The organism is Cellulomonas sp. S1-8 (genome assembly GCF_026184235.1).
Classification (GTDB): Bacteria; Actinomycetota; Actinomycetes; order Actinomycetales; family Cellulomonadaceae; genus Cellulomonas.
The window spans coordinates 542,247-562,924 of sequence record NZ_CP110806.1; the positions used below are offsets into that span (position 1 = coordinate 542,247).

Genomic DNA, 20,678 nt, shown 5'->3' on the forward strand with positions numbered 1-20,678 from the left:
CGCGAGCCGCCGACGACGGGAGGGCCGATGGACGAGGACACGAAGGTCTACGTGATCTCGGTCGCCGCCCAGCTCGCGGGCATGCACCCGCAGACGCTGCGGCAGTACGACCGCCTCGGCCTGGTCCGCCCCGCCCGCACGCGCGGCCGCGGCCGGCGCTACTCGATGCGCGACATCCACGTGCTGCGCGAGGTGCAGCGGCTCTCGCACGACGACGGAGTGAACCTCGCCGGCATCAAGCGGATCCTCGAGCTCGAGGAGGAGGTCCGGGCGATGCGTCGGCAGGTCGAGTTCCTGCGCACGCTCGTCGACCCGGGCCGTCGCGTGTTCCGCGCGGACCCCACGGGCAACGTCGTCGCCGACCGCCTCCACCCCCTGGCGGAACCGACCCCGCAGCCCCCGCTGCGCTGGGCCCCCCGCCAGCTCACCCGCGGCCCGACCCCCCGCGACTGACCACCCCGCGGCCCGCCGCGCCACCCCACGCGCCGCACGACGTCGCCGAGCGCTGCACTCAACCTTCGAGCGCGGTACTCGTATGTCCCGCGCTCGATGGTCGTGTGCCGCACTCGCAGTGACGCGCGTGCGCCCTCAGGACCAGTGCCAGCGGAGCTGGGCGTGGCGGGTGCCGTTCAGGGTGCGGACGCGACGGGCCGCGTTCGGGAGCCAGCGGTAGCGCTCGTACGTGCCGCGGCCCGTGTCGACGACCCAGGGCAGGACCCCGGCGAAGCGCGCGAGGACCAGCAGCAGCGCGACCACCCCGACGAGCCACAGCTCCAGCACCACGACGACGACCCCGACGAGCACCACGAGCAGCAGGAGCACCGACAGGATCCCGACGACGAGGGCGACGACCCCGCCGATCAGGTCGTCCGCCATGTCCGACAGCGGCGACAGGTCGATGCCGTGGTTCATCACGCGTCCGCGCGGGCGCCACGGCAGCACCCGCACCTCGATCACGGCGGGCCGCCCGCCGACCGGCTCGTCCTCCACACCCACGCAGCACCCCTCCCGTCGCTCGCGGGCAACCTACCCCGCCGCCCCTTCGCGCCCGGCTCCCGCCCTCGCGCCTGCCCGCCGCCGAGCGCGGCACCCAACGGTCGAGCGCGGTACTCGTTCGTACCGCCCTCGACGATCGTCTGCCGCGCTCGGCGGAGGGGCGGCCGGGTGGGTGCACAGGGGCGGCAGGCATGGGCCGGACGGGTGACTTGGGGCGCCTGGAGTTCCTGAATCGGACAATCCGGACGACGATGGCCAGACCACCGCGGAAGCGGCGGCCGCGCCCCCGCGCGGACGACGCCAGACGAAGGGTCAGCCCGTGACCGACGCCCCCGCCCGCTCACCGCTCGCCCCCCACGACGTCGCCGTCGACCGGGAGCGCGTCCGGCGCCGTCGCGTGGTCCGCCTGTGCCTCGTCGTGCTCGCGATCGAGGCGTACGTGATCTGGGCGGCGGTGACCGGCAACCCGCTGGTCGTGCTGCCGGAGGTGGACCCGCTGGTCGTCGCTCCGGTCGTGTTCTTCATCGCGCTGATCGGGCTGCTCCTGGGCACGCAGGTGGGCGCCGGCCGGTCGCCGCACGTCACGTTCCGCCCCGAGCAGGTCGACGTGACGCTCGACGACGTCGTCGGCATCGACCCGATCGTCGACGACGTGCGCCGCTCCATCGACCTGTTCCAGACGCACCGCCGGTTCGCGGCCCAGATGGGTGGCACGCCGCGGCGCGGCATCCTGTTCGAGGGCCCCCCGGGGACCGGCAAGACGCTGACCGCCAAGGCGATGGCTGCGGAGGCGGGTGTGCCGTTCCTGTTCGTCTCGGCGACGAGCTTCCAGTCGATGTACTACGGCGCGACGGCCCGCAAGATCCGCACGTACTTCAAGGCGCTGCGCACGGCGGCCCGCAAGGAGGGCGGTGCGATCGGCTTCATCGAGGAGATCGACGCGATCGCGCTGCGCCGCGGCGGGGTGCTCGGGTTCGGCCAGCGGGCCGCGTTCGTCGGGCTGCCGTCGCCGGCCTCCATGCTCGCCGGCCAGGGCACGGGCGTCGTGCGCGACGCGATGGTCTCCGAAGGCACGGGCGGCGTCGTCAACGAGCTGCTGGTGCAGATGCAGTCGTTCGACGAGCCCGTCGGCGCGGACAGGATCTACAACCGCCTGGTCGCGGCCGTGAACCTCTTCCTGCCCGCGCACCGGCAGATCATGCAGCGGCGCCCCACGCGCGCCCCGATCCTGCTGATCGCCGCGACCAACCGGGCGGACCACCTCGACCCCGCGCTGCTGCGCCCGGGGCGCTTCGACCGCCGCCTGACGTTCAACCCGCCGGACGCGCACGGGCGTCGTGCCCTCGTCGACCACTTCCTGGCCAAGCGCTCCCACCACGCCGAGCTCGACGAGCCGGCCATCCGGGACCGGGTCGCCGCCGCGACGAGCGGGTGGACGCCCGTGATGGTCGAGCACCTGCTGGACGAGGCGCTGGTCAACGCGCTGCGACGCGGTGACGACGCGATGTCGTTCATCGACGTGGAGCAGGCGCGCATCACCGAGCTCGTCGGCCTGGGGCACCCGGTGACGTACACGACGGGGGAGCGCACGCTCATCGCGACGCACGAGGCCGGGCACGCGGTGACGGCCTGGCTGGTCGCGCCCAACCGGACCCTCGAGGTCCTGACGATCGTGAAGCGCGGGTCCGCGCTCGGGCTGCTCGCGCACGGCGACTGCGAGGAGGTCTACACGCACACGCAGTACGACCTGCGGGCGCTGGTGCAGATCTCGATGGGCGGCTGGGTCGCGGAGGAGCTGTTCTTCGGTCAGACGACCACCGGTCCCGCGTCGGACCTGGCGGCGGCGACGCGGACGGCCGCGCAGATGGTCGGCGCGGCGGGCATGACGGGGTCGCTGGTGTCGTTCGCGGCGACGGACCGCGACCTGGTGTCCGCGGTCATCGCGGACACGCGGGCGCGCGCGCAGCTCGAGGACGTCCTGGACAGCGCCCGGGCGACTGTCCGACGCCTCCTCGCGGGCAACCGGGACCTGGTCGAGGCGCTGCGGGACGCGCTGCTCGAGAGGCACGAGCTGGTGGGCGAGGAGATCACGTCGGTGCTGGAGAAGGCGGTCGCGTCGCGGCCCGACGGCGTGCGGCCCGTGTCGCCGGCGGAGCACCTGCGGGTGGCCTGACCGCAGGTCGCGCTATCGGGTGACCGGTCTCACGGCCAGGGGCCCTAGGTCCCGTCGGCGAGGCGTCCGTATCGTGAGACGATGGCGGAGCCGGTGACCCCGGCTCCGCCTGTCCGTCGCACCTACAAGGAGCGTGTTCATCGTGTCCGCCGTGACCTGGCACCGTCCCCCGACGTCTGCCGTCCTTCCCGTCCGTCTCCCCGTCCGCACCCGGCTGCGTCACCTCGCCGAGACCGTGCGCTGGGCCCCCGCCCCGTACTTCGAGGGCTCGGCCCGCCAGCGCCTGCGCTTCGTCGGCTACGTCCTGGGCTCGATGCTCGCCTGGACCGTCGGCGGTCTCGTCGTCCTCGCGGCCGTCGGCCGCGCGCTCGCGTCGATCTGACGCCCACGACACCGTGCCGGGCGCGCGACGAGGCGCACCCGGCACGGAGCCGCCTGACGGTGGAGATCAGCCGAACACGTGGTGGTAGAACTCACCGACCCACGCGGCGAACTCCGGGCTGACGTTGGTGCGGTAGTCCGGCTCGTTCCAGCTGTTCAGGCCGTTCGCGATGGGCGTGCCCGTGATGAACCACGGCCCCCCGCTGGCGCCGCCCGACAGGTCGCCCCACTTCGCGACGGTCGACGGCTCCGCCACCTGCAGGCGTGCGCCCTGCGACTGCCACTCGTGCTCCCCGTCGAACGGGAAGTGCTGGGTCTTGACCGCGGGGTAGCCGAGGCCGTTCCACGCGGAGGCGAGCTGGCCCGACCCCACCGACGCCCAGCCGACGGCATCACCGATCGTGCGGCCCTTCGCGTCAGGGCCCACCGCGCAGAAGCCGACGTCCCAGGCCGGCGAGTGGTGCTGCTCCCACGCGTGCGTCCACACGCTCCCGACGACCTCCCACGTGCCGAACGGCGCGTGCCCGTCGTCGTACGCGGGGACGAACGTGATCTTCGACGACTGCTGGCCGTTCATCACCAGGCAGTGCGCCGCCGTCATGAGCCCGCTCGTGTGCACGACGAACGCGGAGGCGACCAGGTTCCGGCCGCCCTGGACGAAGAACAGCTTGCCGACCGTCCGCTGCGGGTACTCCTGCGGGTGCGGCACCCTTCCAGTCGTCGGACCGTCGGTGACCCCCTCGGAGGCCGGCGTCGTGCTGAAGGTGCCGGTCGAGATGCCGGTGACCGACCGCTCGACGTCGGGCAGGACGGGTCCGGTCGTCTCGAACGGCGCCGCGACGGGCTGCGCGGCACGCATGCGCTCGGGGGTCCAGTACGCCGCGTCGGGCTCCACCTCGGCGCCCGGGAACGCCGTCGGCGCCCCGTCGTCCGTGGCCAGGCCGTGCACCGCGGCCTTCGTCCACGGGCCGACGGGGTACAGGCTCGCGTCGACCGAGTACCAGGTGATCGTCCAGCTGTACCCGCGGTCGTAGTCGCTCTTGACGTACACGTCACCGCCGTTACGGCCGATGATCGTGTCGCTGACCTTGTGCCAGTCGCCGCCGTTGCTCGACCGGTTGCAGACCACGTCCCACCCGACGAGGACGCGCGAGGAGTTGCGGTACGAGAACACGTGCTCGCGCCACCCGATCTTCCAGTCGGCCTCGACCGAGTCGGTGTCCGCGGTCACGGAGACGCCCGGTCGGTCCCCCCGCTGGAACCCGTACCCCCAGCGCACCTGCCCGTTGTCGGCGTCGAAGTTGTGGTCCTTGGCCGGCTCGATCCCGGCCGCGGCGACCGCCTGCATGTAGAACGACTGGCGGTTCTGGACCTCGGACACCCCGGCGAGCAGGCGTTGGGTGTCGGCCGTGAGCTGCTCGATCTTCGCCACGTCCGTCGGGAGCGACGCCTGGTTGGCCTCGACGGTCTTCTGGAGCTTCGCGAACTCGTCCTCGACGGGCCGCCGACCGAAGTCGGGGCACGTCTTGACGTACGCGCGCGCGACCCAGAACCGGTTGTACAGGTAGCCGAGCTGCGCGAAGACGTCCGGTGACACCGGGACCTCCCCCGACAGCGAGGGGTCGATCAGGCGGTACGCCTGCAGGTAGCTCTCCAGCGGCTCCATCGCCATCGAGGAGTTGAACCAGGGCACGAGCACCGAGACGATGGAGTCGGCGGTCCACCCGCTCACGGGCGGGTCGGGGATCGCAGAGCTCACGCCCTGCGCACGGATGCGGATGTTGATGTTCGCGCTGTGCTCCTTGGCGATCTTCTCGAAGCTCGTGCTGCCGTCGACGCTGAACACCTGCGGCATCTCCGCGCCGAGGGACGCCGCGAACTTGGTGCGCTGCTCGCTGCTGGTGAACCGGCACTGGTAGACGACGTACATCGACGACCCGCCGCGGTACCCGGCGACGAAGTAGTCGCCGTACTTCTCCCGGAAGTCCGGCCCGGGAGTCACGGCCAGCTCGTAGGACGGCGCGAGCGAGTACTGGCTCTGCTGGACGGAGACCTCTGCGACGAGCGTGACCGACAGGTCGGAGACGGACAGCTCCTCGAGGAACGACGTGCTGGCCGACAGCGTGACGCCCTCGAGGTTGTACGACGCCTTGAGGGACGCGCTGACCAGGCTCTGCACGTCGCTCTCGGACTGTACGAACGAGTACTGGTACTCGGGCTGCACGACGGTCTTCGACGACACCGTGAACGGCTTGACCGCGCTCGCGCGCAGCTGACCGGTGACGGCGTCGACACCGGCGCCCAGGGTCAGGTTCGACTGCCACGGCTGCCCGACGACCGTGGTGTCGAGCAACGTGGTGAGCGTCTCGCTGGATGTCTGCCTCATGGTGTCCCCCCGGTGGTGCGTCCGGGAGGTCCGCCCCGGTGCGGCGACCGTCGACGTGCGGTCGCCTTCACCGTCCTCCGTGCGGCGGCGCGGGGGCCTCACCAGAATTGGTGAATGTGACCCGCGGCTCGACGAGCCACCGGGCGCTCCCGGAGCGGCGCGCCACCGCGACCGCCTCGAGCTGGGAGCGCACCCCGAGCTTGGTGAGGATCGAGCGGATGTGGGTCCGCACGGTGTTGAGGGACAGGTGCCGGCGGGCTCCGATCTGGGCAGCGCCGACGCCTGCCGCGAGCAGCGCCAGGACGGCCTCCTCGGTGGCGGTCAGCCGGGTCAGCGCGACGTGCTCGTCGTGGCGTCGGCCCAGCTCGCCGACCACGGCGTCGTCCGGGGGGCCGGGGCCGCGGGTCTCGCGCAGGTGGTGCTCGAGGATCCGCAGGAGCGCCAGCAGGGGAGCGGACTGGTCGAGCACGACGGCGCCCCGACGGTGCATGCCCTGCAGCTCGCGTGCCGACCTGGCCGACCCGAGGCACACGCACGTGAGCAGCCCCGCCCCCGGCTCGACGTCGACGACGGGTACGCCCTCGTCGTCCTCCAGCAGCAGGACGGCGCGAGGGTGCAGGAGCGCGCGCTCGGGTCGCAGGGACCGGACATCGAGCACGCGCCACTCGCGTGCGCCGAGCGCGCTCCCCAGCGCGGCCCCCAGCGCGCTGCCTGGGGGCGCGACGACGGTGACGTCCCCGCCGCCGTCCCTCATGGACGATGTCTGGCACAGCCCCGCGCGTGGTGCAACGGACTGCCCGGTGGTGGCGGGGGTCGGCGCGGGTGAAGTCCGGGGACTGGCACGCGCGCCCGGGGTGTCGTCGGGCGACGCGCCGGTCGCTCCTGCGTGACATAGCGGACATCACGCGCGAAGCACCTGTGGACGGCCATGGGGACGACACGCGGTCCCCTGTGCACACGGGTGTGCGTGGCTGCGGCGTGTCGGGTGGCGGCCGGGCGTCGTCGCACGTCAGAGGCGTCCCCGGTGTCCACAGGCGGTGTGTCCGGCAGCGCACAGGGTGAAGAACGACACGGCTGTAACACAACACCTAGTAGTGACTTGCGATGTCAGACCCCAGGTGTAGTGTCTCTCCAGACGGCTCGCCCCGAACTACACGGGTGTCACGCGGGCCTTCGTCAGCAGGTCGGAAGCGCCTCTCAGGGGTCGTCCGGCGGGTCGACGAGGGCGGTGCGGGACCCCGGCCCCCGGGTGACGGCGCCGCGATCGAGAACACACAGACCATGAGCTCGGGGGAGCAGACATGACCATCACGGTGTACAGCAAGCCGGCCTGCGTCCAGTGCACGGCCACGTACCGCGCGCTCGACAAGCTCGGCCACGACTACACGGTCGTCGACATCTCGCAGGACGCCGACGCGCGTGACTACGTGATGTCGCTCGGCCACCTCCAGGCGCCCGTCGTCGTCGCCGGCGGCGAGAACTGGTCGGGGTACCGTCCCGACCGCATCAAGACGCTCGCGGACAAGCTGGCGACCCAGGTCGCCTGACACCCGACGGACCCCAGCGGTCCGTCGCCCCGCACGCCCCGGGCCGACGCAGGCGCACGCCGCGTCGGCCCGGTGGGCAATCGAGAACAGGAGACAAGGACGGGAGGCGACGATGGGCAACCTCGTCTACTTCTCGTCCGCGTCGGGCAACACCCACCGCTTCGTGCAGAAGCTCGGCCTGCGGGCGCAGCGCATCCCGCTGCTCCCGACGGACGAGTTCCTCCACGTCAGCGAGCCGTACGTGCTCGTGCTGCCCACCTACGGCGGCGGCAACGAGCGGGGTGCGGTACCACGGCAGGTCGTGAAGTTCCTCAACGACGAGGACAACCGTGCGCTGATCCGCGGCGTCATCGCGGCCGGCAACACGAACTTCGGTGAGGCGTACTGCATCGCCGGCGACATCGTGGCCGCCAAGTGCCACGTGCCGCACCTGTACGCCTTCGAGCTCATGGGAACCACAGAGGACGTGTCCAGCGTCCGCGAGGGATTGGGAAGATTTTGGCAGCGACAGTCGCAGATACCCGCGTAGACCTGACGGGGCTGGACTACCACAGCCTCAACGCGATGCTCAACCTGTACGACGCGGACGGGAAGATCCAGTTCGACGCCGACCGGCAGGCAGCGCGCGAGTACTTCCTGCAGCACGTCAACCAGAACACGGTCTTCTTCCACGACCTGGACGAGAAGCTCGACTACCTGGTCGAGAACAAGTACTACGACCCTGCCGTGCTCGCGCAGTACGACCGCGGGTTCATCAAGTCGCTCTTCCAGTACGCGTACTCGAAGAAGTTCCGCTTCCAGACGTTCCTCGGCGCGTTCAAGTACTACACGTCGTACACGCTGAAGACCTTCGACGGCAAGCGGTACCTCGAGCGCTTCGAGGACCGCGTGTGCATGGTGGCGCTGTCCCTGGCCGAGGGCGACCAGGACTTCGCGATGAGCCTCGTCGACGAGATCGTGTCCGGGCGGTTCCAGCCCGCGACGCCGACGTTCCTCAACCTGGGCAAGGCGCAGCGCGGTGAGCCGGTCTCCTGCTTCCTGCTGCGCATCGAGGACAACATGGAGTCCATCGCGCGCGGCATCAACTCCGCGCTGCAGCTCTCCAAGCGCGGCGGCGGCGTGGCCCTGCTGCTGTCGAACATCCGCGAGCACGGTGCGCCCATCAAGCACATCGAGAACCAGTCGTCGGGCGTCATCCCCGTGATGAAGCTGCTCGAGGACTCGTTCAGCTACGCCAACCAGCTCGGTGCCCGCCAGGGCGCCGGCGCGGTGTACCTGCACGCGCACCACCCGGACATCTTCCGCTTCCTCGACACCAAGCGCGAGAACGCGGACGAGAAGGTCCGCATCAAGACCCTGTCGCTGGGTGTCGTCATCCCGGACATCACGTTCGACCTGGCGAAGAAGAACGAGCCGATGTACCTCTTCTCGCCGTACGACGTCGAGCGCGTGTACGGCGTGCCGTTCGCCGACGTGGACGTCACCGAGAAGTACTACGAGATGGTCGACGACGGACGGATCCGCAAGACGAAGATCAACGCGCGCGACTTCTTCCAGACGCTCGCGGAGATCCAGTTCGAGTCGGGCTACCCGTACGTCATGTTCGAGGACACGGTGAACCGGGCCAACCCCATCGAGGGCAAGATCACGCACTCGAACCTGTGCTCGGAGATCCTGCAGGTCTCCACGCCCTCGACGTACAACGAGGACCTGTCGTACGCCGAGGTCGGCCGCGACATCTCCTGCAACCTGGGCTCGATGAACATCGCGCTGTCGATGGACTCCCCGGACCTGGGCCGGACCGTCGAGACCGCGATCCGCGCCCTGACGGCCGTCTCGGACCAGACGAACATCGAGTCGGTGCCGTCGATCAAGAAGGCCAACGCCGGCGGGCACGCCATCGGCCTCGGGCAGATGAACCTGCACGGCTACCTGGCGCGCGAGCGGATCCACTACGGCTCCGACGAGGGCCTGGACTTCACGAACATCTACTTCTACACGGTCGCCTACCACGCGATCCGTGCGTCGAACCTGCTCGCGCGGGAGCGCGGGACGGCGTTCGAGGGGTTCGCCCGCTCGACCTACGCGACCGGCGCGTACTTCACCAAGTACGTCGAGAAGGAGTGGACGCCGCGTACGGCGCGCGTCCAGGCGCTCTTCGACGAGGCCGGCGTGCGCATCCCCACGCAGGACGACTGGCGTGAGCTGGCCGCGTCGGTGGCCGAGCACGGCATCTACAACCAGAACCTGCAGGCCGTGCCGCCGACAGGCTCGATCTCCTACATCAACCACTCGACGAGCTCGATCCACCCGATCGCGTCGAAGATCGAGATCCGCAAGGAGGGCAAGATCGGGCGCGTCTACTACCCGGCGCCCTTCATGACCAACGACAACCTCGAGTACTACGCCGACGCGTACGAGATCGGGTTCGAGAAGGTCATCGACACGTACGCCGAGGCGACGCAGCACGTCGACCAGGGCCTGTCGCTCACGCTCTTCTTCAAGGACACCGCCACCACGCGCGACCTCAACCGGGCGCAGATCTACGCGTGGAAGAAGGGCATCAAGACCATTTACTACATCCGCCTCCGGCAGATGGCGCTGGAAGGGACGGAAGTGGAGGGTTGCGTTTCCTGCATGCTGTAGTGCAAGTCGCACCCACTGCTCTCGCAAAGAATCCTGAGGAATTACCACGATGATGAGCCCCACAGGCAAGATCAAGCTGGTCGACCGCGTGTCGGCGATCAACTGGAACCGGGTGCAGGACGAGAAGGACGTCGAGGTCTGGGACCGGCTCGTCGGCAACTTCTGGCTGCCGGAGAAGGTGCCGGTCTCCAACGACATCCAGTCCTGGGCGACGCTCACCGAGGCCGAGAAGACGATGACGACGCGCGTCTTCACGGGCCTGACGCTGCTGGACACGATCCAGGGCACCGTCGGCGCGGTCAGCCTCATCCCCGACGCACTGACGCCGCACGAGGAGGCCGTCTACACGAACATCGCGTTCATGGAGTCGGTGCACGCCAAGTCGTACTCCTCGATCTTCTCGACGCTCATCTCCACCAAGGAGATCGACGAGGCGTTCCGCTGGTCGGAGGAGAACCCCAAGCTGCAGCGCAAGGCCGAGATCGTCCTGAACTACTACCGGGGCGACGACCCGCTGAAGCGCAAGGTCGCCTCGACGATGCTCGAGTCGTTCCTGTTCTACTCGGGCTTCTACGCGCCCATGTACTGGGCGTCGCGCGCCAAGCTCACCAACACGGCCGACCTGATCCGCCTCATCATCCGCGACGAGGCCGTGCACGGGTACTACATCGGCTACAAGTTCCAGAAGGGTCTGGAGCGGGTCTCGCCGGCCGAGCGTGCCGAGCTCAAGGAGTACACGTTCAACCTGCTCTTCGAGCTGTACGACAACGAGGTCGAGTACACGCAGGACCTCTACGACGAGCTCGGCCTCACCGAGGACGTCAAGAAGTTCCTGCGCTACAACGCCAACAAGGCCCTGATGAACCTCGGCTACGAGGCGCTGTTCCCGCGCGACGAGACGGACGTCAACCCGGCGATCCTCGCCGCGCTGAGCCCCAACGCCGACGAGAACCACGACTTCTTCTCCGGGTCGGGCTCGTCGTACGTCATCGGCAAGGCCGTCAACACCGAGGACGACGACTGGGACTTCTGAGTCCTCGCGACAGCAAAGTGTGAAGCGTTGTTGCCGGAATCCGGCAGCAACGCTTCACACTTTCTGCCGGGGGAGAGGGCGAGGCCTCGCTACGGTCCGGCCGGGGGAGCCGGGTCCGCGCAGGCGGCCACCACGTACGGCAGCGCCGACGTCACGCGGTTGCCTGCCGCGGGCAGCCCGACGAGCACCGCCGACAGCACCTCGTCGCGGGCCGCCCCCAGCTCGAGCGCCCGGCGAGCGTGGAAGTCCAGGCCGCTGTGCAGGCCGGTCGCCGCGAGCACCGCCAGGTAGGCGATCTCCTGGGTGCGCTCGTCGAGCGCGCTGGCGTCGCCGAGGTCGCCGACCGCCCGCAACCACGTCGCGAACTGGGTCGGCGTCTCGTGGGCGAACGCCTCGAACGCCTCGGACACGCTCATCGTGTGCTCCCTCCGTGCAGTCGAGCCGACCCGAACCTAGGACGTACCGGCAGGGACGGGCCTGGACGAAGGTCCCGCGGAGGGGGAGGTCCGCTGACGCAGAGCGCTGGTCAGGTCAGCGTCACCCCGCGTCGCAGGCGTCCTCCTGGATCATCACCGGCGACGCGTGGATGCAGATCATCCGCAGGTCGCCGGTGCCCGTGTTGGTGAAGGCGTGCCAGGTGTCGGGCGGCACGACGGTGGTGTCCCCGACCCGGGCGACGACCTCGTCCTCGCCCATCCGGATCGTCGCCTCGCCGTCCAGGACGGACCACGTCTCGGTGTACGGGTGACGGTGCAGACCTGGCCCCTGCCCGGGGTCGTTGGTGACGAGGAAGAAGCTGACGCCGGACCCGTGATGCCGGCCCTCGAACCGCAGGGTCCGGCCGCCGGGCATGCGGAGCGACTCGGCGGGGATCACGCCGGGGACGACGGGGTCGCTCTCGACGGTCACGCGGACCACCTCTCTGCGTCGGGTCGGTCGACGCCCACCGTACGACTCGCCCCCGACACCGCCGCCGGGCCCCGACGGCGACGAACCACGGATTCGGCGGTCTCTGACAGGTCATGAGCCGCCGAATCCGTGGTTCGTCGAGGGAGAAGGGCCGTCAGGAGGTCCGGCTCCACTGGAACGTGGCCGCTGATGTGCACGTCCGCTGCTCCAAGGCTGCGCCGTCCGCCGTGGACCCGCCGACGACGCCCACGCACCGGCCACTGTGCCGGCTCACCAGCTGCTCGTAGCCGTCACCCGTCGACCGCCACGAGAACTGCTGGTTGGTGTTGGTGTGGCACGTGTACTGGATGAGCCGGGCGCCGTCCGCGGTCGACGCACCGTTCACGTCGAGGCACTTGCCGCTGTTCACGCTGCGCAGCCGGACGTACCCGCCGCCCGCGTCGACGACCTGCCAGCGCTGCCACGCCTGGCCGTTGCTCGCCCACTGGCCCACCACGGCGAGGTCGTCGCGGTTGGGGCTCTGCACGTCCATCACCTTGCCGCTCGCGCGGTTGACGACCCGCACGTCCGTACCGGGAGGAACGGTGGGCGTCGGCGTCGGCGTCGGCGTCGGGGTGGGTGTCGGCGTCGGCGTGGGAGTCGGACCCCCGCCGCGCCCGAACTGCCAGCTCGTCACGTTGAACAGCTCGCCGCTGCCGCCCGTGAACCGCAGGACCACGTCCCGGGTACCGGTTGCGCCGCCGACCGGGCAGGTCGTCGAGACCCACGTCTGCCAGCCGCCCGTCGCCGGCACGATGCAGGAGCCCGCGAGCGGGCCGGTGGCGCTGTCGAGGCGCACCTCGATGCGTCCGCCGCTGGTCGCCGACGCCACGCGTGCGGTGAACGTCGTCGCGCCGTCGCCGAACGCGACGCCCTTGACCCGCACCCAGTCGCCGTTGCTGATGAACGCGAGGTTGAGCCCGCCGTCGGTCGCGCGCTCGGTCTCGACGCCGTTGGCCCAGGCGATGGTCTCGGCCTGCTGCGTGACGTACGGGTCGAGCGTCGCGATCTGTGGTGGCCCGGCCGTGGTCATGGTCAGCGTCGGGATCGACCCGTCCGACCGGTAGGCGAACTCCTCGACCGCCACCGACCGTGTGAACCCGCCCCCGCCCGGCAACGCGCCGTTGTGGTAGAAGAAGTAGGACTTCCCCCGGTAGTCGATGACACCGGCGTGGTTGGTGAAGCTGCCGCCCTGCCGGGGCATGACGGTGCCGCGGTACGTCCACGGGCCCGTCGGGCCGGGCGACGTGGAGTAGCCGATGAACTCGCTGCAGCACTCCGCGGGGAACACGTTGTAGTACGTCCCGTTGCGCTTGTAGACCCACGGGCCCTCCTCGTAGAGGGTGGGCCGTTGCGCGTTGCCGCTGCGGGCGCCGAACCCGGCCGCCGTCAGCGGGATCCGGGTGGGGCTGCCGGTGTACGAGATCATGTCCCGGTTGAGCTTGACGTACCAGAGGTTCGGGTTGCCCCAGTAGAGGTACGCCTGCCCGTCGTCGTCGATCATGACGTGCGGGTCGATCTCGCTGTTGCCGACCAGCGGCCGTCCGATCGCGTCGCGGAACGGCCCGGTCGGGCTCTCCGAGACGCCGACACCGATGACCATGCCGCCGCCGCGCTGCTTGACGGGCACGTACCAGAAGAACTTCCCGTCCCGCTCGACGACGTGCCCGGCCCACGCGTCGGCCTCGGCCCAGGCGAACGTCCCCAGGCCCATCGGGGAGCCGTGGTCGGTCCAGTTGGCCATGTCGGTGGTGGAGAACACCCGCCAGTCGCGCATGGTGAAGTACGTCGAGGCGTCCTCGTCGTGGCCCGTGTAGACGTACAGGCGCCCGTCGTGGACGAGCGGCGCGGGGTCGGCCGTGTAGATCGTCTGGACGATCGGGTTGTCCGCCTGGGCGGGTGCCGCGACCGCGGCGGGGACGAGCAGCGCCCCCGCCGCGAGCACGGTGACCAGCCCGCGTCGTGCGGTGCCGCGTCTCATCGCCGGGTCCACCGCTGGTTGGCCGACCCGGAGCAGTGCCAGAGCAGCACGGCGGTGTTGTTCGCCGTGAGGTTGCGGTCCACGTCGAGGCACAGCCCCGACGCGACGCCCCGGATCGTGCCGTTCGACTCGAACGACCACTGCTGGTTGGTGCCGCCGTGGCAGTCCCACAGCTGCACGGCGGAGCCGGCCGCGGCCCCGGGGGCCGCGTCGAGGCAGCGCCCGAGCACGCGGAGCTGCCGCGCGGTCGTGGCCTCCCAGCGCTGGTTGGTCCCGCCGTGGCAGTCCCAGATCACGGGCTTGGTGCCGTTGGACGTCGCTCCGTTGGGCGCGTCGAGGCACCGGCCGGAGGACGCGCTGACGAGCGTCGTGGTCGTGCCGGGCTGGGCGGTCGGCGTGGGGGTCGGCGTCGGGGTGGGGGTGGGCGTCGCCGTCGGCTCCGGTCCCGTCCCGCTGGTGACGCGGTACAGCGCGACGCCGTGCGCGGGCACGTTCGCGGAGATCCGGTCGCCCGTCTGGCCCGACGCGCCGGTCCACAGGTCGCGGTACGTCGACGTCCGCGTCGGCAGGCCGGCCTCGGCGAGGGACGTGGAGATGGTGCGTGCACCGTTGCCGCGGTTGAGCAGCGCGACGGCGGCGGACCCGTCGGCCAGGGGCTTGACCCACACCTCGGCGTCGCCGTCGTCCCGCACGCGGTCGGCCTGGCGGACGAGCGGGTCCTGGTCGATGGCCAGGACGTCGCGGTTGGTGAGGATCGCGCGCACGTCGGCGCTCATGTTCCGCATGTCGTTGCCCGCGATGAGGGGCGCCGAGAGCATCGCCCACATGCTCATGTGGGCGCGGTTCTCGGTGGTGGTCAGGGTGTTGCGCACGCCGACCATCAGCATGTCCGGGTCGTTGTACTGCCCCGGCTTGGTCCACTCGCGCATGGGCTCGATGATGTCGAGCGCCTCGGTGATGCCGACGAAGCACCACTGGTCGGACTGCGGGCAGCCCGTGGACCAGGCGTCCTTCAGGTCCTCCGACGTCCGCCACATGTCCGCGAACCCGCCCCAGCCGGAGTAGGTGGGTGCGGTGTTGTCGTGCGCGCTGTTCGGGTTGATCGAGTAGACGATCGGTCGGCCGGTGGCCTTGAGCGCGTCCCCGAACTTCTTGAAGAGCGCCGCCTGCTCCTGCACGTTGCCGCGCGGGTCGCACCAGTCGTGCTTGACGTAGTCGACGCCCCACGACGCGAACAGCTGGGCGTCGCGCGTCTCGTAGCCGTTGGACGACGTGCCGGGCCGGTTGCCGAAGTACTGGTCGCAGGTCTTCTCCCGCGGCGCGTGGTAGATCCCGAACTTCAGGCCCTTGGAGTGGATGTAGTCGCCCAGGGCCTTCATGCCCGACGGGAAGCGCGACGTGTTCGCCCGCAGGTTGCCGGAGCCGTCCCGGGTGTCCTGCATCCAGCAGTCGTCGACGACGACGTACTGGTAGCCCGCCGCGGCCATGCCGGAGCTCACCATCGCGTCGGCCGACTGGCGGATCATCTGCTCGTTGATGTTGCAGTAGAAGGTGTTCCAGCTGTTCCAGCCGAGCGGTGGCAGGGGCGCCGGCTCGTCGACGGTCGGGGCGGGTGCGGCCGCGGCGGGCGCCGACGGGGCCGCGAGGCCGACCGCCGGCGTGACGAGCAGGGCGAGCACGAGCGCGAGCGTGCGGAACCTGGAGCGGGGACGGGTGCGGGACACGGATGTCTCCTCGGCGGACGTGGCCCGCAGGCGGGCCGGACCGACCCGGCGGACGGCGGTGTCCGTCGGGGCGTCACGGACGGGTGCACCGGCTCCCGGGCGTCGTCGACCGGGGTCGGTGCGGGGGTGCGTGGGGCCACCGTGCCGTGAACGTTCACAACTGCCCTCCGAGGCTCACGCACAGCGGTCCGCAGGTCGAGGGGTGAAACGCTTCGACGCCCACGGATGGGCCCGACCGGGACCGTGGCGCGCGGACGGGGGCGCCGCGGTCGGGACGGAGGCGCCGAGGTCAGGACGGGGGCGCGCGCGTCCCGCAGACGGTGTTACGGTACGGAACGTGTCGTATCCCAATTCGCCTGCCGCGCCGCACCCCCCGCGCGGCCGCCCCCGCGACGACCGCCGCGAGCGCGAGATCCTCGCGACGGTCACCGACCTGCTCGCCGAGGTCGGCTACGACGGCGTGACCTTCGAGGAGGTCGCCCGCCGCGCCGGCGCCTCGAAGGCGACGCTCTACCGACGGTGGCGCACCCGGCGCGACATGGTGATGGCCGCCCTCAAGGCCGGCCCCGCCGCCCGCTCCGGGCCCGACGCGATCGACACCGGCAGCCTGCGGGGCGACCTGCTGGCGCTCTGCCGCCGCCTGGACCTGACCATGCGCTCGGCCGACGGCCGCACCGCGATGCTCCTGCTCCAGGCGGGACTCGAGGACCCCGACCTGTGCGACGAGATCGAGCGGTCCACGGGCCCCACCGGTGCCCGGCTGCCGGCGAGCGTCGTGGCCGCGGCCGTGCGCCGCGGCGAGCTCCCCGCCGACGTCGACCCCTTCCCGTACGAGGAGGTCGCCGGCTCGGTGCTGCTGCTGCGTCGGCTGAACGGCCTGCCGGCCGACGACCACTACCTCGCCTCCCTCGTCGACGCCGTCCTGCTGCCCGCCCTGCGCAGCACCGGGGGCACCGACCGAGGGCTCCCCCCGGGGATCTTCTCCGGCCACCCCGCGCCGCCGCCCGGCGCCGCCCCCACGACCGCCCCCACCGAGGAGACCCCATGACCACCGCGCTCACCACCGCGCTCACCATCGACGGCTTCGAGTACCACCGGCTGCCCGGGGACGGCGACGTCGAGATCCACGTCGCGGTCGCGGGCGACGGCCCGGCGGTGGTGCTGCTGCACGGGTTCCCGCAGACGCACTACATGTGGCGCCACGTCGCCCGCGCGCTGACCGACGGGCACACCGTGATCGTCCCCGACCTGCGCGGCTACGGGCGCAGCGCCAAGCCCGCCGAGACGACGCCCGAGACCTACGCCAAGCGCACGATGGCCCGCGACGTCGTGGAGGTGGCCCGCCGGCTCGGTCACGACCGGTTCGGCCTCGTGGGCCACGACCGCGGCGCGCTGGTCGGCGTCCGCGCCGGCCTGGACCACCCCGACGTCGTGCGGTACCTGGGCGTCCTCGACGTCCTGCCGACGCTCGACACGTGGGGCGTGCTTCAGGGCGTCCACGCCAAGGTCGCGTGGCACCTGTACCTCATGGCGCAGCCCCCGGGCCTGCCGGAGCGGATGATCGCGGCCGTCGCCCCGGAGTTCTTCGCGTCGTTCCTCGACGCGTGGGACCCCGACGGCTCGACGTTCGACCCGCAGGTGCGCCGGCACTACGTCGACAGCTCGGTGGCGTCGGTCGACTCGATCGTCGCGGACTACCGCGCGACCGCGGGCGTCGACCTCGAGCTGGACCAGGCGGACCGCGACGCGGGCCGGGGTCTGGCCATGCCGGTGGGCGTCGTCTCCCAGGACTGGGGCGCCGTGCTGGGCTTCGACGCGCGCGCCCTGTGGAGCGCGTGGGCGAACGACCTGACGTACGAGCCGATCGCGGCGGGCCACTTCATGGCCGAGGAGAAGCCGGAGGAGATCGTCCGGTTCGTGCGCGACCTCGCCGCGCGCGCCGACGCCTGAGCGGCCCGGTCCCCGCCTACGGGCGCGTCGTCGCCGGGAACCCCGTCCACCGCAGCTCCGCCGGCAGGTGGCCCATGTCGTTGAAGACCACGAGCGTCGGCGGCAGGCCGGGGCGCAGCTCGATCGCAGTCAGCGCGGCGTTCCCGCTCTCGAGGCCGAGCCAGCGCACCGGCGGTGCGCCGAGGGCGTGCCGCACGAGCCACGCGATCGGGTAGGCGTGCGTCACGAGGACCTCGTGGGTGTCCCGCGTGACGTCGGGCGTCGCGAACCGGTCGACGAGCGCGTCGGCGAGGGCGCGGCCCGCGGCGGCCTCGCCGTGGTCGTAGCCGTCGAAGAAGCCGCGCCAGGGCGCCGGCATCTCGGTGGCCGTGGGGACGTACGGCACGTGGTCGACCAGCTCCTGCGCCGGTGCGACGGGCACCCGGGGCAGGTGCCGGGCGATCTTGCCGGCGCTGGCGACGGCGCGGGGCAGGGGGGAGTGCCACACGGCGTCGACGGGGAGCTGCGCGAGGCGCCCGCCGAGCAGGTCGACCTGCAGGCGGCCGGTCGCGGTGAGCTCGCCGAACGCGTCGGCCGCGCCGTGGCGGACCAGGTACAGGTGGCGGGTGGGCATGGGCGTCCTCAGGTGTGCGTCGTGACGGTCCCGGCGGTGCCGTCGACCGTCAGGGTGCGGGCGTCGTGCAGCCTCGTCGTCGCGCCGGGGATGCCCAGGACGGCGGGGATGCCCCGCTCGCGGGCGACGATCGCCGCGTGCGACAGCACCCCGCCGGTCTCGGTGACGACGCCGGCGGCGAGGCGCAGCAGCGGCGTCCACGCCGGGTCGGTCCACGGGCAGACGAGGACGTCGCCGGGCCGGACGCGCGCGAAGTCGCCGGGCCCGCGGACGATGCGGGCGGCCCCGGTCGCGGTGCCGCGGCTGCCGGGCGTCCCGACGAGCGTGGCGGGGGAGGGGCCCTGGGCCGGGCGCGCCGACGCGGGCAGGTCCGCCGTGACGGGCCGCGCCTGGAGCACGTGGAGCTCGTCGTCGACCATCGCCCACTCGACGTCCTGCGGGCCACCCAGGACGGCGGCGACGCGCCTCCCCAGCCGTGCGAGCCGGGCGACGGCGGCGTCGTCGAGGGTGCGGCGGGCGCGGTCCGACGCGGCGACGTCGCCCGTCACGAGGTGCGTCGCGCGCCGGTCGACGCGGGTGCGCTTGTCGGCGATCGCCGCCGTCACGGAGCCGTCCGCGGCGACCCGGTAGGCGTCCGGCGTCACCGTGCCCCCGACGACGCTCGGACCCAGCCCCCAGGACGCCTCGACGACCGTGACCCCGGCAGGCCCGTCGGCCGTGAACATCACGCCCGCGACGTCGGCGTCCACAAGGCGCTGCACCAGCACCGCCATCACCGGCTCCGCGCCCGGCCCGGAGCCGTCCCGGTAGGCGACGGCCTGCGGCGACCGGAGCGACGTCCAGCACGCGCGCACCGCGTCGGCGACCTGCTCGACCCCCCGCACGCCGAGGACGCTCCGGTACTGACCCGCGGCGGACGCGTGCGCGCCGTCCTCGTCGCCGGCGGAGGACCGCACGGCCACCGGCCCGTCCCCCAGGGCGTGGAGGCGGTGCGCGATCGCGTCGAGGAGCGCCGGGGGCAGGTTGCCCGGGGTGGGTGCCGGCCGCGCGTCGCCGTGCGTCGTCGACACGTCGCGGGCGGCGGCCAGGTGCGCGGCGAACGGCACGACGAACCCGTCCGGTACCGGTAGTCCCGCGCGGACCAGGGCGCCCAGGGCGCCGGCCTTCCCGCCGCACGTCGCGCGCACGGCGTCGGCCAGGGGTGTCAGCACAGGTCCGCCCTTCAACGAAAAGTTGACAACGTCCCGTTGACTATCCACCCTCGGCGTATGGAGAGCAAGGACGAGGGCGCCCGGGCGGTCGACGACGACCGGGCGCAGGCCCACCGGGAGGGCAGGGCGCGCGAGCACCTCCTGCGCCACGGCGCCGACGCCCTGGGCGACCGACCCTGGCGCCCGGCCCCCGTCCCGCCGTCGGCCGTCGACCTCGTGCAGTACGCGCTGCACCGCTCGTCGGACCTGGCACGGCAGGACGTCCTGAGCGCGCTCGCGCTGCTGCCGGCCGCGCGCGCCGAGGTCGACGGCCTCGAGGACGGCCTGCTGTTCGTCGCGCGCAGCGCGGGCCTGACGTGGGCGCAGATGGCGCAGGCGATGGGCTTCAACTCCCCGCAGGCGCTGCAGCAGCACGCCACCCGGCTGACGGTCCGCCGCGAGGCAGCCCGGTGACCCGGCCGTCCGCCCCCGACCTGCTGGTGCTGCACGCCGTGCGGCTCCTCGGGTTCGCCGACACCCCCGCCGTCGCGCGCCGCTTCGCCCTCGACGCCGCGTCGACGCAGGAGCTGCTGCTCGATGCCGAGGCGTACGGCGGGGTGTCGCGCGCGACCTTCGCGGACCTGAGCGGCTGGTCGCTCACCGAGCGCGGCCGCGCCCACGGCCAGGCGCTGCTGGCCGACGAGCTCGCCCGCACCGGCAGCGCGGACGACGTGCACGACGTCCACCGCGCGTTCCTGCCCCTCAACGCGCGCCTGCAGCGCGCCTGCACCGACTGGCAGCTGCGCCCCACGCCCGACGACCGCCTCACCACCAACGACCACACGGACCACGCGTGGGACGCGCGCGTCCTCGACGAGCTCGCCGCGATCGAGCGGGGCCTGCTCCCGCTCGCCGGGCGGCTCGCGGGACTCCTGACCCGGTTCGAGGGCTACGACGGGCGGTTCGCGGCGGCGCGCCGCCGCGCCCGCGCCGGGGAGGGCGCGTGGGTCGTCGGGACCGACGTCGACTCGTGCCACCGGGTGTGGTTCGAGCTCCACGAGGACCTCGTCGCGACGCTGGGCGTCGACCGTCACGCCCAGCCCTGAGCGG

General features: G+C 71.9%; 20 protein-coding genes. 11 read left to right on the forward strand and 9 right to left on the reverse strand.

Features of this window, described 5'->3' with window-relative positions; all coding sequences use genetic code 11:
• Positions 1–27: 27 nt before the first annotated feature.
• A complete protein-coding gene (locus OKX07_RS02550; protein ID WP_265630301.1) occupies positions 28–453 on the forward strand; it encodes a heat shock protein transcriptional repressor HspR in 426 nt (141 codons plus the stop codon).
• A 135-nt stretch (positions 454–588) separates the two neighbouring features.
• Here OKX07_RS02550 and OKX07_RS02555 read toward each other — a convergent pair whose 3' ends face one another.
• Positions 589–996, reverse strand: coding sequence for a hypothetical protein (locus OKX07_RS02555; RefSeq protein ID WP_265630302.1), 408 nt, complete (start codon positions 994–996; stop codon positions 589–591).
• Between the two features lie 319 nt (positions 997–1,315).
• Between OKX07_RS02555 and OKX07_RS02560 the strand changes: the two genes are divergently transcribed.
• Positions 1,316–3,169: an AAA family ATPase gene (locus OKX07_RS02560; RefSeq protein WP_265630303.1), complete on the forward strand. Its 1,854-nt coding sequence runs from the start codon at positions 1,316–1,318 to the stop codon at positions 3,167–3,169.
• 151 nt (positions 3,170–3,320) lie between these two features.
• Positions 3,321–3,551 carry a chemotaxis protein CheW gene (locus tag OKX07_RS02565; RefSeq protein ID WP_265630304.1) on the forward strand — a complete coding sequence of 77 codons (231 nt, stop codon included), beginning with the start codon at positions 3,321–3,323 and terminating at the stop codon, positions 3,549–3,551.
• Positions 3,552–3,617: 66 nt separating this feature from the next.
• Here the strand turns inward: OKX07_RS02565 and OKX07_RS02570 are convergent, their stop codons facing one another.
• Positions 3,618–5,936: a trypsin-like serine peptidase gene (locus tag OKX07_RS02570; RefSeq protein ID WP_265630305.1), complete on the reverse strand. Its 2,319-nt coding sequence runs from the start codon at positions 5,934–5,936 to the stop codon at positions 3,618–3,620.
• Between the two features lie 67 nt (positions 5,937–6,003).
• The gene (locus OKX07_RS02575) at positions 6,004–6,690 is read right to left on the reverse strand and encodes a helix-turn-helix transcriptional regulator (RefSeq protein WP_265630306.1); all 687 of its coding nucleotides are present in this window, start codon (positions 6,688–6,690) and stop codon (positions 6,004–6,006) included.
• A 547-nt stretch (positions 6,691–7,237) separates the two neighbouring features.
• Between OKX07_RS02575 and nrdH the strand changes: the two genes are divergently transcribed.
• The 4 genes from nrdH (at position 7,238) to nrdF (ending at position 11,162) form a co-directional block, all read left to right on the forward strand.
• Complete coding sequence (nrdH, locus tag OKX07_RS02580) at positions 7,238–7,483, forward strand: glutaredoxin-like protein NrdH (RefSeq protein ID WP_265630307.1); 246 nt, start codon at positions 7,238–7,240, stop codon at positions 7,481–7,483.
• Between the two features lie 112 nt (positions 7,484–7,595).
• Complete coding sequence (nrdI, locus tag OKX07_RS02585) at positions 7,596–8,012, forward strand: class Ib ribonucleoside-diphosphate reductase assembly flavoprotein NrdI (protein WP_265630308.1); 417 nt, start codon at positions 7,596–7,598, stop codon at positions 8,010–8,012.
• The gene (gene nrdE, locus OKX07_RS02590; protein ID WP_265630309.1) at positions 7,982–10,129 is read left to right on the forward strand and encodes a class 1b ribonucleoside-diphosphate reductase subunit alpha; all 2,148 of its coding nucleotides are present in this window, start codon (positions 7,982–7,984) and stop codon (positions 10,127–10,129) included. Before nrdI ends, nrdE begins: the two co-directional genes overlap by 31 nt.
• Positions 10,130–10,181: 52 nt before the next feature.
• Positions 10,182–11,162 carry a class 1b ribonucleoside-diphosphate reductase subunit beta gene (nrdF, locus tag OKX07_RS02595; protein WP_265631782.1) on the forward strand — a complete coding sequence of 327 codons (981 nt, stop codon included), beginning with the start codon at positions 10,182–10,184 and terminating at the stop codon, positions 11,160–11,162.
• Positions 11,163–11,251: 89 nt separating this feature from the next.
• Here the strand turns inward: nrdF and OKX07_RS02600 are convergent, their stop codons facing one another.
• From OKX07_RS02600 to OKX07_RS02615, 4 genes are all read right to left on the reverse strand, one after another.
• On the reverse strand, positions 11,252–11,578 hold the full coding sequence (locus OKX07_RS02600; protein WP_265630310.1) for a carboxymuconolactone decarboxylase family protein: 327 nt from the start codon (positions 11,576–11,578) through the stop codon (positions 11,252–11,254).
• A gap of 121 nt (positions 11,579–11,699) precedes the next feature.
• Positions 11,700–12,071, reverse strand: a complete 372-nt coding sequence (locus OKX07_RS02605; protein WP_265630311.1) for a cupin domain-containing protein — start codon at positions 12,069–12,071, stop codon at positions 11,700–11,702.
• 154 nt (positions 12,072–12,225) lie between these two features.
• Positions 12,226–14,091, reverse strand: coding sequence for a family 43 glycosylhydrolase (locus tag OKX07_RS02610; RefSeq protein ID WP_265630312.1), 1,866 nt, complete (start codon positions 14,089–14,091; stop codon positions 12,226–12,228).
• A complete protein-coding gene (locus tag OKX07_RS02615) occupies positions 14,088–15,815 on the reverse strand; it encodes a glycoside hydrolase family 27 protein (protein ID WP_265630313.1) in 1,728 nt (575 codons plus the stop codon). Before OKX07_RS02615 ends, OKX07_RS02610 begins: the two co-directional genes overlap by 4 nt.
• Before the next feature lie 337 nt (positions 15,816–16,152).
• Here OKX07_RS02615 and OKX07_RS02620 point away from each other — a divergent pair, with 337 nt between their 5' ends.
• Positions 16,153–16,863, forward strand: coding sequence for a TetR/AcrR family transcriptional regulator (locus OKX07_RS02620; RefSeq protein WP_265630314.1), 711 nt, complete (start codon positions 16,153–16,155; stop codon positions 16,861–16,863).
• A complete protein-coding gene (locus OKX07_RS02625; protein ID WP_265630315.1) occupies positions 16,860–17,765 on the forward strand; it encodes an alpha/beta fold hydrolase in 906 nt (301 codons plus the stop codon). Before OKX07_RS02620 ends, OKX07_RS02625 begins: the two co-directional genes overlap by 4 nt.
• Before the next feature lie 16 nt (positions 17,766–17,781).
• Here OKX07_RS02625 and OKX07_RS02630 read toward each other — a convergent pair whose 3' ends face one another.
• Both OKX07_RS02630 and OKX07_RS02635 read right to left on the reverse strand, forming a co-directional pair.
• Positions 17,782–18,378 carry a histidine phosphatase family protein gene (locus OKX07_RS02630; protein WP_265630316.1) on the reverse strand — a complete coding sequence of 199 codons (597 nt, stop codon included), beginning with the start codon at positions 18,376–18,378 and terminating at the stop codon, positions 17,782–17,784.
• Positions 18,379–18,386: 8 nt separating this feature from the next.
• Entirely contained in the window at positions 18,387–19,589 is a 1,203-nt protein-coding gene (locus OKX07_RS02635) for a PEP/pyruvate-binding domain-containing protein (RefSeq protein ID WP_265630317.1), read from the reverse strand.
• 57 nt (positions 19,590–19,646) lie between these two features.
• Between OKX07_RS02635 and OKX07_RS02640 the strand changes: the two genes are divergently transcribed.
• Both OKX07_RS02640 and OKX07_RS02645 read left to right on the forward strand, forming a co-directional pair.
• Positions 19,647–20,042, forward strand: a complete 396-nt coding sequence (locus OKX07_RS02640) for a DNA-binding protein (RefSeq protein ID WP_265630318.1) — start codon at positions 19,647–19,649, stop codon at positions 20,040–20,042.
• Positions 20,039–20,674, forward strand: a complete 636-nt coding sequence (locus OKX07_RS02645; protein ID WP_265630319.1) for a transcriptional regulator — start codon at positions 20,039–20,041, stop codon at positions 20,672–20,674. Before OKX07_RS02640 ends, OKX07_RS02645 begins: the two co-directional genes overlap by 4 nt.
• The last annotated feature ends 4 nt before the right edge of the window (positions 20,675–20,678 follow it).